Here is a 14,736-nt window from a genome sequence, read left to right on the forward strand (position 1 = left end):
GGCTTGTTCTCGGCCTTCTCTTTCCCAGACCGGCTTACACAAGAACGGCGCCCCGAGGGTCTCCCTCGGGGCGCCGTTTCGCCTTGGCTCGTCGCGCCTGTGTCAGACGGCGGACGGGTCCTCGGTCAGCATGTTGCGGGTGCGCGCCGGGTCCACCGGGATGCCGGGGCCCATGGTCGTGGAGAAGGTGACCTTCTTCAGGAAGCGGCCCTTCGCGGCGGACGGCTTGGCCCGCAGCACCTCGTCCAGCGCGGCCGCGTAGTTCTCGACCAGCTTCTCCGAGTCGAACGACGCCTTGCCGATCACCATGTGCAGGTTCGACTGCTTGTCGACCCGGAAGTTGATCTTGCCGCCCTTGATGTCGGCGACGGCCTTGGTCACGTCCGGGGTCACGGTGCCGGTCTTCGGGTTCGGCATCAGGCCGCGCGGGCCGAGGATGCGCGCGATGCGGCCGACCTTCGCCATCTGGTCGGGGGTCGCGATCGCGGCGTCGAAGTCGAGCCAGCCACCCTGGATGCGCTCGATCAGGTCCTCGGCGCCGACCTCGTCCGCACCGGCGTTGACGGCCTCGTTGGCCTTGTCACCGGTGGCGAACACGATCACGCGCGCGGTCTTGCCGGTGCCGTGCGGCAGGTTCACCGTGCCGCGCACCATCTGGTCGGCCTTGCGGGGGTCGACCCCCAGCCGGATCGCCACCTCGACGGTGGCGTCCAGCTTCACCTTGCTCGTCTCCTTCGCCAGCTTCGCGGCCTCGAGCGGTGAGTAGAGCCGCTCGCGGTCGATCAGCTCGGCGGCCTGACGATAGGCCTTGCTGCGCTTTGCCATGTCTGATTCCAATCAGGTTGTGGTAGCGGGCCAGCGCGTGGCCCTCCCACGGACTTCGGACTTATACGACCGTGATGCCCATCAAACGGGCGGTGCCCGCGATTTGTCTTGATCGACACTGCGCGGACTGGTCGATTTCGTTTCCTAGACGACCGTGATGCCCATCGAACGGGCGGTGCCTGCGATGATCTTGGCGGCCTGGTCGATGTCGTTGGCGTTGAGGTCGCTCTTCTTCTGCTCGGCGATCTCCCGCACCTGGTCCCAGGTCACCTTGGCGACCTTGAGGCGGTGCGGCTCGCCGCTGCCCTTGTCCACACCCGCGGCCTTCAGCAGCAGCTTCGCCGCCGGCGGGGTCTTGAGCTTGAAGTCGAACGAGCGGTCCTCGTACACGGAGATCTCGACCGGCACCACGTTGCCGCGCTGCGACTCGGTCGCGGCGTTGTAGGCCTTGCAGAACTCCATGATGTTGACGCCGTGCTGACCAAGCGCCGGACCCACGGGGGGCGCCGGGTTGGCCGCGCCGGCCGTGATCTGCAACTTGATGATCGCGGTCAGCTTCTTCTTCTTCTTGGGTGGCATTACTTCCCTGCTTCGTGTCTCGACAACGTCAGATCTTGGAGACCTGGCTGAACGACAGCTCGACCGGCGTCTCCCGGCCGAAGATCGACACCAGGACCTTCAGCTTCTGGCCGTCGGCGTTGACCTCGCTGATCGTGGCGGGCAGCGTCGCGAACGGGCCGTCCATGACGGTGACCGACTCGCCGACCTCGAAGTCCACCTCCACGACCGGGCCCTTGGCCGGCGTGGTCGCCGTCCCCTTGCCCGCCGTTGCCGGTTTGGCCTCCTCCACCTGCGGGAGGAGGAACTTGAGCACCTCGTCGATGGTCAGCGGCGACGGCTTGGACGTCGCCCCGACGAAGCCCGTCACGCCCGGGGTGTTGCGCACCGCGGACCAGGAGGCGTCGTTGAGGTCCATCCGCACGAGGATGTAGCCGGGCAGCACCTTGCGCTGGACCTGCTTGCGCTGCCCGTTCTTGATCTCGGTGACCTCTTCCGTCGGCACCTCGACCTGGAAGATGTAGTCCTCCATGTCCAGGGTCTGGATTCGGGTCTCGAGGTTGGTCTTGACCTTGTTCTCGTAGCCGGCGTAGGAGTGCACGACGTACCACTCACCGGGCGCACGCCGCAGGGCGTCGCGCATCTCGGCGACCGGGTCCTCCGGCTCGGCCTCCTCGGCTTCGCCGTCGGTGTCCTCGGTGTCCTCGCCGGACTCGGCGTCGGCCTCGTCGGAGTCGTCCTCGGTGGCGTCCTGGGCCTCGTCGGAGTCGGCCTCGTCGGAGTCGGCGTCCTCGGTCGTGTCGGCGTCGTCGGCCGTGCTCTCGGCGTCCTCGGCGGACTGCTCGTCGGCGGTCCCGACCGCGTCCTCGTCGATCTGGTCGACACCGCCGCCGGTCAGCTCCTGGCTGCCAGCAGCGCCGTTCTCGGAGCTCACTGTTCGGTCTCGCTTCCTTTCATCGATCGCGTGCCCTGTCCACTCTGCCGGCGCACCCGCGTGGGCGCAGCTCAGCCGAACAGTGCTGACACGCCCTTGCCGAGACCGAGGTCCAGCAACGCGATCAGCGCCACCATGAAGGCCACGAAGACCAGCACGACGGCCGTGTAGGTGATCATCTGCTTGCGTGTCGGCCAGATGACCTTGCGGAGCTCGGCGACCACCTCACGCAGGAACCGGACGGTCCGCGAGAACAGCCCCGGCCGGGACTCCTTGCGGTCCCGGGTCGGCGTCGGCCGCCCCTTCTGCTCGCCGCGCGTGGCGGACTTGGACTCGGCGTCCTTGTCCTTGCCGCGGACGCGAGCCTTGGCCTTGTCGGCGCCCTTGTCGGACTTGTCCGCCTTGCCGCCGGGCTTCGACGCCGCCTTGTCGGCCGCCTTGTCGCCGGCGGGCGTCGTGTCCTTCCGCGCGGCGGGGCGAGCGGACGCACGGCGCTCACGCCGCGAGGCGGCGGTGACCGGACGAGAAGGGCGCTCCGGTCCCTTTTCCCGTTCCTTGTCCCGGTCGTCAACCACGCCAGTTCCTCCGCTCGATGGGTCCGCACCTTGCGTCTGACGCAGGGGTGACAGGACTTGAACCTGCAACCTGCGGTTTTGGAGACCGCTGCTCTGCCAGTTGAGCTACACCCCTTCGCGAGATCGATCACTCGACCACGCGGTCATGGACGCATTCGACCTACCCCACTGTCCTTCGTGGGGTGAGGTCGGCAACTTCCAAGTTCAAGAGTGTACGGCAACGGGTGAGACGGCCTTCACCGCGCCCCTGGTACGACAGTCGGGTACAACACGGAGCGGGCGGCTGTTAATCCGATTGGCCTATCTGCGACGATTCTGGCATGGCTGACAGCTCCGTCCCCGCCCCGCCCCGCGTCTCCGCCCGGATCGGCGCCATCGCCGAGTCCGCGACGCTCGCCGTGGACGCGAAGGCCAAAGCGCTCAAGGCCGCCGGCCGGCCGGTAATCGGCTTCGGCGCCGGCGAGCCGGACTTCCCCACCCCGCCCGCGATCGTCGAGGCGGCGATCGAGGCGGCCCGCGACCCGCGCAACCACCGCTACACGCCCGCGGCCGGCCTGCCCGAGCTGCGCGAGGCGGTCGCGGCGAAGACGAGGCGGGACAGCGGCTACGAGGTGGCGGCCAACCAGGTGCTGGTCACCAACGGCGGCAAGCAGGCCGTCTACCAGGCGTTCGCCACGATCATCGACCCGGGCGACGAGGTGCTGCTGCCGGCGCCGTACTGGACCACCTACCCCGAGTCGATCGCGCTCGCCGGCGGCGTCACGGTGCCGGTCCTGACCGACGAGTCGACGGGTTACCTGGCCTCGGTCGAGCAGCTGGAGGCCGCGCGCACGCCGCGCACGAAGGCTCTGCTGTTCTGCTCGCCGTCCAACCCGACCGGCGCGGTGTACCCGCGCGAGCAGGTCGAGGCGATCGGCCGCTGGGCGGTCGAGCACGGCATCTGGGTGATCACCGACGAGATCTACGAGCACCTGACCTACGACGGCGTGACGGCCGCGTCGATGCCGGTCGTCGTGCCGGAGCTGGCCGAGACCTGCATCGTGGTGAACGGCGTGGCCAAGACGTTCGCGATGACCGGCTGGCGGGTGGGCTGGATGATCAGCCCGGCGGACGTGACGAAGGCGGCCGCGAACCTGCAGTCGCACCTGACGTCGAACGTGGCGAACGTGTCGCAGCGGGCAGCGCTGGCCGCGGTGTCCGGCCCGCTCGACGCCGCACACGAGATGCGGGAGGCGTTCGACCGCCGGCGCCGCACGATCGTGAAGCTGCTGTCGGAGATCCCGGGCGTCGAGTGCCCGACCCCGCAGGGCGCGTTCTACGCCTACCCGTCCGTGCGGGCGCTGCTGGGCAAGGAGATCCGCGGCTCGGTGGCGGCGACGAGTGTCGAGCTGGCCGCGCTCGTGTTGGAGCACGTCGAGGTCGCGGTGGTCCCGGGCGAGGCCTTCGGCACCCCGGGCTACTTCCGGCTCTCGTACGCCCTGGGCGACGACGACCTGGCAACCGGCATCACGCGCATGGGCGATCTGCTCCGCGAAGCGATGTAGCGGCGGCCCCGGCCTCCCGACCGGCTCGCCGCCAACGAGGCGCTACACCGGCGTGAGGTCCTCGGCGGCGCGCAGCGTGTGCCAGGTGACCTCGGCGGGGACGTCGTCCGCGCGGGTCGAGGCCACCACCGCCCACGGGTCTCCCGTCCGGCTCACCAGCGCGCCCACGCAGGACACGCCGTCCCGGAACTGGCCGTGCTCCAGCACCGCCCGGCCCGCGCCGACGCCGGCGAGCTCGACCTCCAGCGCGTCGGTGTCGACCACCGTCCGCGAGGTGAACCGGCGCATGCCCTGCTCGGCCAGGTACGCGGTACGCCGCGCCCTCGGCAGCGACGCCAGCAGCACCTTGCCGATCACCGTGGCGTGCGCGGCCACGTTCAGGCCGACCTCCAGGTCCTCCAGGTACGGCGACTCCGGCCCCTCGACGAGGTCGGTGATCAGGATCCGGCCGGACACGAACCGACCGAGGTAGGCCGTGCGGCGGGTCGTCGCGGCCAGGTGCGCCAGCACGTCGTGGACCTCGGGCGGCTGGTCGAACGAGGCCTGCAGGTCGTGGAACCGGCGCGCGACCGACGAGCCCAGGACGTAACGGCCCTCGCGGTCGCGCACCAGGTAGCCCTCGTAGCTCAGGGTGCGCACGAGGTGGTAGGCGGTCGACACCTTCAGCCCGCAGCGGCGGGCGATGGCCTTGACGGTCAGCGGCGCGGGGCTCGACCCGACCTCCTCGAGGATGCGCATCGCACGGGACACCGACTGGATGAGATCCGATGGCTGATCGCGCATCTTCGTCACCGTCCCACAGCGTGCACCATCTGAAATCTTACGACTTTCGCCGACCCGCGGCCGCTGCGAGCCTCGAAGCATGGCCGACATCCCGCAGCGGTTCATCGACGCGCTGGCCGACGTGTACGACCCGTGCTGCCAGGAGAAGGGCATCTCGGTGGTCGACATGGGCCTGCTCCACCGGGTGTCCGTTTCGGACGGACGGGCCCGGGTGGAGCTGCTGTTGACCTCCGGCTGGTGTCCGTTCGCCGCTCGGGTGATCTCGGACGTCCAGGAGCGGGTGGAGGCGCTGCCGGACATCGACAGCGCCGAGGTGGAGGTGGTGTGGGACGAGGCGTGGACGACCGACCGGCTGTCAGCCGGCGCTCGCGCCAAGCTGCGCTTCCTCCCCGACCCGGCGGCCGTGCCCGACCGAGCGGCCTATCTGGCCGAGAAGGGAGTCACGTCATGATCGACGACGTGTTCGTGTTCGACGGCGTGGCGCACCCGTTCAACTTCGAGCCGAAGAACGCCTTCGGCGCCCCCGGCGAGATGTTCGCGAACCACCTGTACGCCTTCCACTCGGCGCTCACTCCGGACGACGCCGAGACGCTGTCGGCCGAGCAGTTCCTGCGCAACTGGACCATCCAGGACATCCGCCACCAGGTGTACGAGGAGTCCGACACGGACATGCTCGTGGCGATGCCACTGCCGCTGACCGACCTGTTCGCGGACGGACTGTCGCCTTGGGAGGAGTGCGCGGAGCTGGCCCAGCTCGACCCGGACCGCACGGTGCTGTGGGGCTCGGTGAACCCGCTGGAGGGCAAGCGCGCACTGGACCTCATGGAGCGGCAGGTCGGCGAGTTCGGCGCGAAGGCGTTCAAGTTCTACAACGTGCGCTACGACTACGGCTCGCCGTTCCCGTGGCGGATGGACGACCCCAAGATCGCGTTCCCGATCTTCGAGAAGGCCCAGGAGCTCGGCATCAACCTGATCGGCGTGCACAAGGGCGTGCCGCTCGGGCCGCAGCCGATCGAGCACACCGCGACGTGGGACATGGACGGGGCGGCGGCGAACTTCCCGGACATCAACTTCGTGATCTTCCACGTCGGGCTGCCGTTCCTCGACGAGACGTGCTGGCAGCTGATCCGCTACCCGAACCTGTACGCGTCGATCGCGGCGACGATCAACTTCATCGTCCGCTCCCCCAGGATGTTCGCCGAGATCATCGGCAAGTTGCTCTTCTGGTGCGGCGAGGACAAGATCGTGTTCGGTAGCGAGGCGCCGCTGTTCCACCCGCAGTGGGCGCTGCGCGCCTTCATGGACTTCCAGATCCCGCAGGACCTGTGCGAGGGCTACGGCTACCCGCAGCTGACAGACACGGCGAAGCGCAAGATCTTGGGAGAGAATCTGTTGCGACTGCACGGCATGGACGTGGCGGCGGCCCGCGAGAGGTTCGGCCGCACTCGCGCCTGAGACGGCACCGGCCCGGTCCCCGCCGGTGAGTGGCGCCTTCCGGGACAGTTCGGATACCCGGAAGGCGTCATTCAGGCAGTTGCTCAGACAGTCATTCAGGCAGGCGGACGATCGCGACGGCCTTGCCCAGCACGGCCTTGCCCTCGAACTTGGCCGTGATGTCGACCCGCGCCGTGCCGTCCTCGCGGACCTCGCGCACCTTGCCGGTGAGCTCGACCAGCGCGCCCTCGTCGTCGTTCGGGACGACCACGGGGCGGACGAACCGGGCGCTGTACTCGAGGATCCGGCCGGGGTCGCCGAGCCAGTCGGTGACCAGCCGGCCCGCGACGGCCATCGTGAGCATGCCGTGGGCGATCACGCCGGGCAGGCCGACGTCCTCGGCCACGCGGTCGTTCCAGTGGATCGGGTTGAAGTCCAGCGACGCGCCCGCGTAGCGGACCAGGTCGGCGCGGCGGACCCGCACGTCGAGGGGCGGCAGCTCGGTGCCGGCCGTGACCTCACTCATGACGCGGCCCGCACGACGAGCTGGGCCCAGGCGGTGACGACGCGCTCGCCCTCTTCGGTGTCGATGTCCGCGCGCAGCGTGAGGAAGTCGTTGCCGGCGCGGGACATGATCTCGTCGATGGACGTGGTGACCGCGAGCTTGTCGCCGGCCTGCACGGGCCGCGCCAGCTTGAAGGACATGTCGCCGTGAACCATGCGTTCGTAGTCGAGGCCGAGGCCCGGGTCCTCCACCACGGCCGCGAGGGCGTACATGTGGAACAGGACCATCACGAACGTCGGCGGGGCGATCACGTCGGAGTGGCCGGCCGCCTTGGCGGCGTCGACATCGCGGTACATCGGATGCGGGTCACCGATGGCGTCCGCGAACTCCCGGATCTTCTCCCGACCGATCTGGTAGAGCTCCGAGCGCGGGTAGCTGTGCCCGACGTAGGCCGGGTCCAGCGGCACCTAGCGCGTTTCCTTGTGCGCGCGGTGCCGGCCGCAGTTCGAGCAGAACTTCTTCATCTCCAGGCGGTCCGGATCGTTCCGCTTGTTCTTCCTGGTGATGTAGTTGCGGTGCTTGCACACCTCACACGCCAGCGTGATCTTCGGTCGCACGTCGGTGCTGGCCACAGCCTTGCCTCTCTCTCAATACTCAACCCGCGTAGCGGTGGCCGGACTTGAACCGGCGACACAGCGATTATGAGCCGCTTGCTCTACCGACTGAGCTACACCGCCAGATCCCCTGTGGGGGATTCGCACCCCCCGAGTGTATTCGCGAGCCCCAATACGGAATCGAACCGTAGACCTTCTCCTTACCATGGAGACGCTCTGCCGACTGAGCTATTGGGGCGTGCTCTTCGCGTTGAGCCGTGCTGACTGTACACGGGGCGACCGAGGCGGCGAAATCGGGATCCTCGCCCTGTGACATCGGTTCGCTCGCAAGCTCGCTCACGAGAGCAGCGTGAGGATCATCTCGTCGCGGATGTTCTTGGCCTGCGCGGTGCGGGCCTGCAGCCATGCCTCGAGCCGCTCCTCGGACAGCGGCCGCGAGATCAGGTAGCCCTGCGCGACGTCGCAGCCCATGGCGGCGAGCTGGTCGCGGGCGGCGTCCTCCTCGACTCCCTCGGCGACCACGACCAGGCCGAGCGAGTGGCCGAGCTCGACGATCGACCGGACCACCGCGAGGTCGCCCAGGTCGCTGCCCATGCCGAAGACGAAGCTCTTGTCGATCTTGACCTCGTCCACCGGCAGCTGGCGCAGGTAGGCGAGCGAGGAGTAGCCGGTGCCGAAGTCGTCGACCGCCAGCACGACGCCCAGGCCGTGCAGCGCCCGCAGCACCGGCAGGGCACGCGCCGGGTCGGCCATCACGCCGGACTCGGTCAGCTCGAGGGTGAGCAGCTCGGGCGGCACCCGGTGCCGCTGCAGCGCGTCCGCCACCCGGCGCGGGAACTCCAGGTCGGCGAGGCTGCGCACGGACAGGTTGACCGCGACGCCGATGCGCAGCTGGCGGTCCATCCACTTGCGCACCCGGATCAGCGCCTTCTCGAGGACGAACTCGGTGAGCGCGTCGACCAGCCCGGCGGCCTCGACGGCCGGCACGAACTCGTCCGGGTGCAGGTCGCCGAACTCGGGGTGCCGCCAGCGCACCAGCGCCTCGACACCGAGCACCTCGCGCCGCGGCAGCGCCACCTTCGGCTGGTAGTGGATGCTGACCTGGTCGGTCTCCAGTGCCTGGCGGAACTGGGTGACCAGCTGGAACCGGCGCAGGAAGATCTGGCCCATGCTCGGCATGTACGCGCGGACCTGCTCGCCGCTGGACTTGGCCGCGCGCAGCGCCACGTCGGCGCGCTTGAGCAGCTCGTCGACGTCCAGCTCGGTCACCGCGCCGTCGCGGGCGCCCGCGGCGTCGGTGAACATCACGCCGTCGGCCATCGCGGCCGAGGAGTAGCCGACGACCACGCCGGCCTCGACGGTCAGCCGGTCGACCGGGTAGGGCACGGACAGGCCGACGACGAGGCGCTCGGCCACGGCCTGCGCGTGCTCGAAGTCGGCGTCGACCAGCAGTGCGGCGAACGCACCACCCTCGAGCCGGGCGAGCGGGGTGTCCGCACCGAGGGCGTCGCGCAGCCGGCGGCCGGCGGCGATCGTGATGCGGTCGGCCCAGGCGTAGCCGAGCGCGTCGCTGATCGCGGGCTGGACCTCGAGGTCGACGCGCAGCATCACCGAGCCGGGGTTGCTCGCGAGCAGCTCGGTGGCGAGCTGGCGGAAGCCGGGCCGGTTGTGCAGCCCGGTCAGCGGGTCGTGGTAGGCGTCGTGGCGCAGCGTCGCCAGCAGCCGGCGGTTGTCCAGCGCGGTCGCCAGGTGGCTCGCCGTGGTGCCGATCATCCGCAGGTCGGCCTGGCCGAAGCCGCGCCAGCGGGACAGCTTGTCGTGCGCCTCGACGACGCCGAGCAGGTGGCTGGCGCTGCGCAGCGGGACGACGAGGGCCTCGTGCGCGTCGCGGCGCACGAGTGCCTGACGGATCTCGGGCAGCGCGTCGGCGCGGCGGAAGTGGCGCACGTGCGAGCCGGGCAGGCGCAGCAGTGCGTCGGTCCGGGCGCCGGTCGCCGCCAGGTCGACGACCTCGGCGGGCAGCTCGTCGCCGGCGACGACGGTGTGCATCGGCGCCTGGGGGTCGAAGCGCAGCCGCAGCACGACGCGGGCCGCGCCGAGCTGGTCGCGGATGCGGTGGGCGACGCCGAGCCAGTCGTCGGGCCGGATGGCGGTGTCCGGGCCGGTGGCCGGACGGGCGGCCGCGCGCCGGCCAGAGCGCGCGACGATGAGGCTGACCTCGGACAACGCCTCGAGGTCGCGTTGTTCGCGCAGCAGGCCGGAGTAGGCGAGGTAGAGGGCCCAGACGCCGCCGAGGGTGGCGAGGACGAGGACCCAGCCGTGCTCGACGTTGCTGGCGACCTTGTAGCAGACGACGCCGACGGAGGCGTTGACCAGGCCGAGCACGAGGATGCGGAAGACGAGCCGGACGGCCTCGCCCACGCGCATGCGGCGGCCGAGCACGTAGACCGCGGCGAGGCCGAGCAGCGTGCTGGTGATCGGGGCCGACAGCGCGCCGGCGAACGCGCCGATCCAGCGCGGGCCCTCGCCCTGCAGCAGGACGTTGCCGACCAGCGTGTAGACGGCGAACGCCGAGGTGATCTCGAGGATCTCCGCGCCGGTGTTGTAGAGGACGCGGTCCTGCACGCGGCGGGCGAGCAGCGTGCCGACGCCGGCGATCAGGTGGGCGGCGAGGACGACCTGGAACGGCGCCACGAACAGGCCGATGGCCAGGGGTATCTCGGTGAACGAGATGGTCCAGGAGATGCCGCCGCGGATGTCGATGTTGACCGAGAGCTGCTCGACGACGAGGAACGCGAGGACGAGCAGCAGGCCGGTGCCGATCTGGCCGACGCTCGGGTGCAGCGGCAGCCACCAGGACATGAGGGCGGCCGCGACCACGCCGGTGGCGAGGACGAACACGGAGAAGATGCCGAACCGGCGGTCGACGGTCGGGTCCGTCTCGGCGGTCGCGTCGGCTGGCGCCGTGCGCTCCACTGCCGTCTCAGGCATGCACTCTCCTCGGCCGTCCAACCAGGCCAAACCCGTCGCACGGTGGCCACGCCCCCCGATCGGGCATGTCACGGTCGGGTAACTGTATCGTGTTCGGACTCAGAATCCGACTGCGCTAAAAGGACATTTGTGAAACCGGACATACTTCTGGGTGTCACCCCAAAGCGTTACCCGCTCCGGTTTCTCGACTTGCTCGGTCCAGGAACCGGTTGAGATCGGCGATCTCGTCCGCCAGGTCCGGTAGCGACTGTCCCCCGAACCCCGTCGCCGTCACCTCGACCTCGTTCTTCCGCGTCGTGGCCCGCCAGGTGCCGACCGCCCGGCCCTCGTTCAGGACGACCGGCATCACGAAGCCGCCGCCGGCCTGGACCTCACGCTGGTGCTCGGCGGGGACGGCGAGATCGCGGCCGCGGTAGCCGAGCAGATAGGCGTCGAAATGTCCGAGAAGCCGGGTTGGTGCGTCGGGCAGCGGGTCGTCCGCCAGCGCCTCCTCCTCGACCGTTTCGACGGCCGCACGCGCCAAGGTGACCGGCAGCCCCGACCAGGTGGCGAGGTCCTCGGCGGTGGCCGGCCCGTGCCCGCGCAGGTACCGCACGGCGAGCCGCGCGAGCGCCTCCTCCTCGGTGAGGCTCTTCTGCGGCCCGAGCCACTCGTCGACGAGAACGTAGGTCGGCTCGTCCTTGGCGGTGTCGGGTCCCCGGCAGAGCTGCCCGGTGTTGGCCGCGTAGGCGAGCAGGTGCGGGGCCTCCTGACTCTTCGGCTCGAGCCGCACCCCGTGGTCGGCCAGCCGCTCGACGATCTCGCTGCGGGTATGTGGCTCCCGCGCGATCTCCTCGAAGGCGGCGGCGGCCCGCTCGAGAGTCGCGTCGCCGAGCCCGAGCTGCCGCCGCCGAGGCGCCCCCCGAGCGGCGAAGTAGGGCCCGAAGAGCCCGTTGACCCACCCGAAGTCGTCGGCCGCGACCATGTGCAAGGTCCCGCGCATGGCCCAGGTCCGCACGACTGCCTTCTCCCGACAGGCGGCGTCGACGTCGGCGGCGGTGAGCCCGCGAGTCCGCACCCGGACCGCGAGCCGACAGGCCCGCACGTCCTGCGCCTGCAGGCCGACGACCCGCCGCACCGCGTCGACGACAGTGGTAGCGGACCCCGCGAGCCCCTGCGCGGCAGCCCTCAGCCGGCACGTGTCGTCCGCGGAGAACCGTCCCATGGCGACCTCCGCAAGCCGGCGACGACAACGACACCGAAGATGATGCCCTCACACGGTTTCGAGCCCCATCTCCTCCCCACCGACCTCGACTTCGGACTCGACCAGCGTCGGCCTGGTGTCGTACCGGACCACGGTCATCCGCAACTGGTCCGCGTACCGGTAGATGTCCGAGACGTGGTCGATGGGAACACGAGTCTCGACCTTGTTCTCGTCGAACACGCCGAGGTACTTCCTGGCCCGGTTGAGCCAGAGCCGAGCGACGGGCTTTCGGTTGTTGTCGTCGAGCAGCACGCCGCAGTAGGTCTTGGTGTCGCGGGCCACGACCCGAGCGACATCCACCTCACCGCAGACGATGGCCCGCACGATCCGGAACCCCTCGAGCTCGTCCTCGGTGGTGACGATCTCCCCACTCGCGTTGACGGCCTTCTCGACTACTTCCTCGCGCGCCTCCGCCGGCGGCTGTTCGGCCTCGGCGGGGCTGGAGACGCTGACATAGGCGTCGGGCCCGCCGAGCGCGTTCTTGAGCCGGTCGTTGACCTGCTCGGTGAGGAACTGCCGGGCGGCCTTGGACACCAGCGGAGCGAACTGTTCCCGCACGCGCTGGGTGAAGGCGCCGTCGTAGACGCGGGTGGTCAGGAAGCGGACCCACTCGTCCTCGGGCTGCTTGAACTGACCCGCGAGTACGCGCTTGAGCTGCCCGATGTATTTCAGCTCCCCGGCCGCGCTGATCACGGAATCGAGGTCGAAGGATTCCTTGGTGAGCTTGGCGAGCTCCGGCAGCAAAGTCTCGTCCAGCGCGGAGAAGTCGAGCACCAGGAAGGGCTTCGCGTCCATTCGGTTGGGCGCGTCGAGATCGGTGTAGAACTCGTACACCTCGCCGTTGGTGAGAATCGCGATCCGCGCGTTGGTGACCGCGAAGTACCGGTAGAGCTGAGAAGCATGCTCGATCCGAAGCGGATCGTTGACCTTCTTGACCTCGACGAGCAGCTGAATCTTGTCCTCGTGCGCGATGGCGTAGTCGATCTTCTCGCCCCGCTTGGTACCCACGTCGGCGGTGAACTCGGGAATCACCTCAGCGGGATTGAAGACGTCATAGCCGAGCACGGTACTGATGAAGGGCATGACGAAGGCGTTCTTGGTCGCCTCCTCGGTCTCGATGCTGGCCTTCTGCTTCCGGATCTTCAGCGCCAACGCCTGCGTACGCTCAGCAATCTCCACGACGTGACCTTTCGTCGACTGGGGCCCCAGTGCCGTCAGTCGCCAATCCCGATCATGGCGTTACCGACACGGAACCACGGCGACGTCGTAAAAGCGAACGCCCGCCAACATCCGGGGGTATCTCGGGTGCCACTTTCCGGCTTCTCTGGATCACCCTGGTCGTCGGCGGACTGACGATCTGCGCCATGGACCGGTGCTGTCCTGCGTCGTCGTTCTCGTCTCTCCACATAGGACGAATTGGCCAACGCCGAGACCACACCCCATAAATCGGTACCGCGGCATCCGAGTATGTTGATCAGTCAGCCGAACGTGAGGACTGTTTCGCCGATGTCAGAACCCGTTCATCGTCCGATCGACCGTTGGCCCACGACAGACGTCTTGCTGCTGCTGCTCACCGCGGCGCTCGTCACCGGCGGCGCGACGTTGTGGGTCTCGTTGCAGGTATCCGCGGCCGAGCGGCCCATCGTCGCCGGTTTCGGCGCGGTGCTGTCGGTGGCGGTGTGCGTCGCCGTCGCGTTGGCGGGACACCGCGGCATCGAGGCGCGGCTGGCTCGCGAGCGGGCACGGCTGGTGGACACGGACTACGCCGCGCTGGCCGACCACGTGCTGCCGGCCGCGGCGAGACGCCTACGGGAAGGCGTCGCGCCGGACACCGTGCTCGCCGAGTTGCCGCAGCCGCACGGCCCCGTGCACCGGCGCATCCTGCAGGCGTTCACGGCGGAGATCGGACTCGGCGAGCGCCGGCGCGCGGCGACGACGGCGGCCTGCGCGAGCGCCGCCGCACGCGTCCAGGCCATGGCCACGAGCATGCTCGCCGACCTCCGCGAGATGGAGGGCCGGCACTCCGAGGAGGTGCTCGGAGACCTGCTGAGGCTGGACCACAGCACCGCACAGGCCGGCCGGCTGGCGGACAGCATCGCGGTGCTGACCGGGGCACGTTCCGGCCGGCGCTGGACCAAGCCGATCGTGATGGAGAGTGTCCTGCGGGGAGCGATGGGCCGGATCGGCGCCTACCAGCGGGTGCGGGTGCACTCGGCCTGCACCGCCGGAATCGCCGGCTACGCCGCCGAGGACGTGATGCACGCGCTGGCCGAGCTCATGGACAATGCGACCCGCTTCTCCGCGCCGTCGGAGGAGGTGCACGTCTACGTCGAGGAGCTGCACACCGGCATCGTGGTGACCATCGAGGACGGCGGCCTCGGGATGAAGCCGCAGGCGCTCGAGCGTGCCGAGGCGGCGGTCTCGACGAACGAGGCGATGGACATCACGAAGCTGTCCGGCACCCGCCTGGGCCTGGCGGTGGTGGGCGCGCTCGCCCGCAAGCACTGGCTGCACGTCTTCTTCCGGCCCTCCTCGCGCGGCGGCACCGGCGTGGTGGTCCGCATCCCGAGCCAGCTGATCGTCCAGCCCCGCTGGGACTCGTTCCCGACCGCGCCACAGCCGGCGGTGCTCGAGCCGGCGGCCGTCGGCGCGGGTACCGAGAACGGCACGGTGGACGACGCCGACCGGCTGCCGGCGCTGCCGAAGCGGCCCCGCGGGCAGACCCTGGCG

General features: G+C 69.6%; 15 protein-coding genes and 3 tRNA genes. 4 read left to right on the plus strand and 14 right to left on the minus strand.

Annotated features, from left to right (window positions below; all coding sequences use genetic code 11):
• Positions 1-102: 102 nt before the first annotated feature.
• The 5 genes from rplA to ACRDSK_RS06155 form a co-directional block, all read right to left on the minus strand.
• Positions 103-825 (minus strand): 50S ribosomal protein L1, encoded by a 723-nt coding sequence (rplA, locus tag ACRDSK_RS06135; RefSeq protein WP_431438954.1) that lies wholly within the window; start codon positions 823-825, stop codon positions 103-105.
• 144 nt (positions 826-969) lie between these two features.
• On the minus strand, positions 970-1,404 hold the full coding sequence (rplK, locus tag ACRDSK_RS06140; RefSeq protein ID WP_431438955.1) for a 50S ribosomal protein L11: 435 nt from the start codon (positions 1,402-1,404) through the stop codon (positions 970-972).
• Between the two features lie 28 nt (positions 1,405-1,432).
• On the minus strand, positions 1,433-2,317 hold the full coding sequence (gene nusG / locus ACRDSK_RS06145; RefSeq protein WP_431438956.1) for a transcription termination/antitermination protein NusG: 885 nt from the start codon (positions 2,315-2,317) through the stop codon (positions 1,433-1,435).
• A gap of 71 nt (positions 2,318-2,388) precedes the next feature.
• On the minus strand, positions 2,389-2,892 hold the full coding sequence (gene secE, locus ACRDSK_RS06150) for a preprotein translocase subunit SecE (protein ID WP_431438957.1): 504 nt from the start codon (positions 2,890-2,892) through the stop codon (positions 2,389-2,391).
• Positions 2,893-2,934: 42 nt separating this feature from the next.
• A tRNA-Trp gene (locus tag ACRDSK_RS06155) sits at positions 2,935-3,007 on the minus strand.
• Positions 3,008-3,212: 205 nt separating this feature from the next.
• Between ACRDSK_RS06155 and ACRDSK_RS06160 the strand changes: the two genes are divergently transcribed.
• Complete coding sequence (locus tag ACRDSK_RS06160) at positions 3,213-4,436, plus strand: pyridoxal phosphate-dependent aminotransferase (protein ID WP_431438958.1); 1,224 nt, start codon at positions 3,213-3,215, stop codon at positions 4,434-4,436.
• Positions 4,437-4,478: 42 nt separating this feature from the next.
• Here ACRDSK_RS06160 and ACRDSK_RS06165 read toward each other — a convergent pair whose 3' ends face one another.
• A complete protein-coding gene (locus tag ACRDSK_RS06165; RefSeq protein ID WP_431438959.1) occupies positions 4,479-5,219 on the minus strand; it encodes an IclR family transcriptional regulator in 741 nt (246 codons plus the stop codon).
• A gap of 79 nt (positions 5,220-5,298) precedes the next feature.
• Here ACRDSK_RS06165 and ACRDSK_RS06170 point away from each other — a divergent pair, with 79 nt between their 5' ends.
• Positions 5,299-5,670: a metal-sulfur cluster assembly factor gene (locus ACRDSK_RS06170; RefSeq protein WP_431438961.1), complete on the plus strand. Its 372-nt coding sequence runs from the start codon at positions 5,299-5,301 to the stop codon at positions 5,668-5,670.
• A complete protein-coding gene (locus ACRDSK_RS06175; protein WP_431438962.1) occupies positions 5,667-6,674 on the plus strand; it encodes an amidohydrolase family protein in 1,008 nt (335 codons plus the stop codon). The genes ACRDSK_RS06170 and ACRDSK_RS06175 overlap by 4 nt, the downstream gene beginning before the upstream one ends.
• A 91-nt stretch (positions 6,675-6,765) precedes the next feature.
• Here the strand turns inward: ACRDSK_RS06175 and ACRDSK_RS06180 are convergent, their stop codons facing one another.
• From ACRDSK_RS06180 to ACRDSK_RS06215, 8 genes are all read right to left on the minus strand, one after another.
• Positions 6,766-7,179, minus strand: coding sequence for a MaoC/PaaZ C-terminal domain-containing protein (locus tag ACRDSK_RS06180; RefSeq protein WP_431438963.1), 414 nt, complete (start codon positions 7,177-7,179; stop codon positions 6,766-6,768).
• Positions 7,176-7,625 carry an FAS1-like dehydratase domain-containing protein gene (locus ACRDSK_RS06185; RefSeq protein ID WP_431438964.1) on the minus strand — a complete coding sequence of 150 codons (450 nt, stop codon included), beginning with the start codon at positions 7,623-7,625 and terminating at the stop codon, positions 7,176-7,178. The genes ACRDSK_RS06180 and ACRDSK_RS06185 overlap by 4 nt, the downstream gene beginning before the upstream one ends.
• On the minus strand, positions 7,626-7,790 hold the full coding sequence (rpmG, locus tag ACRDSK_RS06190; protein WP_431438965.1) for a 50S ribosomal protein L33: 165 nt from the start codon (positions 7,788-7,790) through the stop codon (positions 7,626-7,628).
• Positions 7,791-7,822: 32 nt separating this feature from the next.
• Positions 7,823-7,895 (minus strand) — tRNA-Met (locus ACRDSK_RS06195).
• Positions 7,896-7,937: 42 nt separating this feature from the next.
• Positions 7,938-8,010 (minus strand) — tRNA-Thr (locus ACRDSK_RS06200).
• 98 nt (positions 8,011-8,108) lie between these two features.
• On the minus strand, positions 8,109-10,763 hold the full coding sequence (locus ACRDSK_RS06205; protein ID WP_431438966.1) for a putative bifunctional diguanylate cyclase/phosphodiesterase: 2,655 nt from the start codon (positions 10,761-10,763) through the stop codon (positions 8,109-8,111).
• Between the two features lie 154 nt (positions 10,764-10,917).
• Positions 10,918-11,967 (minus strand): winged helix DNA-binding domain-containing protein, encoded by a 1,050-nt coding sequence (locus ACRDSK_RS06210; protein ID WP_431438967.1) that lies wholly within the window; start codon positions 11,965-11,967, stop codon positions 10,918-10,920.
• A 48-nt stretch (positions 11,968-12,015) separates the two neighbouring features.
• Positions 12,016-13,185 carry a type I restriction enzyme HsdR N-terminal domain-containing protein gene (locus tag ACRDSK_RS06215; RefSeq protein WP_431438968.1) on the minus strand — a complete coding sequence of 390 codons (1,170 nt, stop codon included), beginning with the start codon at positions 13,183-13,185 and terminating at the stop codon, positions 12,016-12,018.
• A 327-nt stretch (positions 13,186-13,512) separates the two neighbouring features.
• Between ACRDSK_RS06215 and ACRDSK_RS06220 the strand changes: the two genes are divergently transcribed.
• Positions 13,513-14,736: sensor histidine kinase (locus ACRDSK_RS06220; RefSeq protein ID WP_431438969.1), on the plus strand; the 1,224-nt coding region annotated here is incomplete at its 3' end.

The organism is Actinophytocola sp. (assembly GCF_050699915.1).
Taxonomy (GTDB): domain Bacteria; phylum Actinomycetota; class Actinomycetes; order Mycobacteriales; family Pseudonocardiaceae; genus Actinophytocola.

Bases quoted from the DNA above. Each gene is read 5' to 3' on its own strand.
- ACRDSK_RS06170 (WP_431438961.1), top strand. From the start codon at position 5,299: ATGGCCGACATCCCGCAGCGGTTCATCGACGCGCTGGCCGACGTGTAC.
- ACRDSK_RS06205 (WP_431438966.1), bottom strand. From the start codon at position 10,763: ATGCCTGAGACGGCAGTGGAGCGCACGGCGCCAGCCGACGCGACCGCC.
- ACRDSK_RS06175 (WP_431438962.1), top strand. From the start codon at position 5,667: ATGATCGACGACGTGTTCGTGTTCGACGGCGTGGCGCACCCGTTCAAC.
- ACRDSK_RS06210 (WP_431438967.1), bottom strand. From the start codon at position 11,967: ATGGGACGGTTCTCCGCGGACGACACGTGCCGGCTGAGGGCTGCCGCG.
- rplK (WP_431438955.1), bottom strand. From the start codon at position 1,404: ATGCCACCCAAGAAGAAGAAGAAGCTGACCGCGATCATCAAGTTGCAG.
- ACRDSK_RS06165 (WP_431438959.1), bottom strand. From the start codon at position 5,219: ATGCGCGATCAGCCATCGGATCTCATCCAGTCGGTGTCCCGTGCGATG.
- rplA (WP_431438954.1), bottom strand. From the start codon at position 825: ATGGCAAAGCGCAGCAAGGCCTATCGTCAGGCCGCCGAGCTGATCGAC.
- ACRDSK_RS06160 (WP_431438958.1), top strand. From the start codon at position 3,213: ATGGCTGACAGCTCCGTCCCCGCCCCGCCCCGCGTCTCCGCCCGGATC.
- ACRDSK_RS06180 (WP_431438963.1), bottom strand. From the start codon at position 7,179: ATGAGTGAGGTCACGGCCGGCACCGAGCTGCCGCCCCTCGACGTGCGG.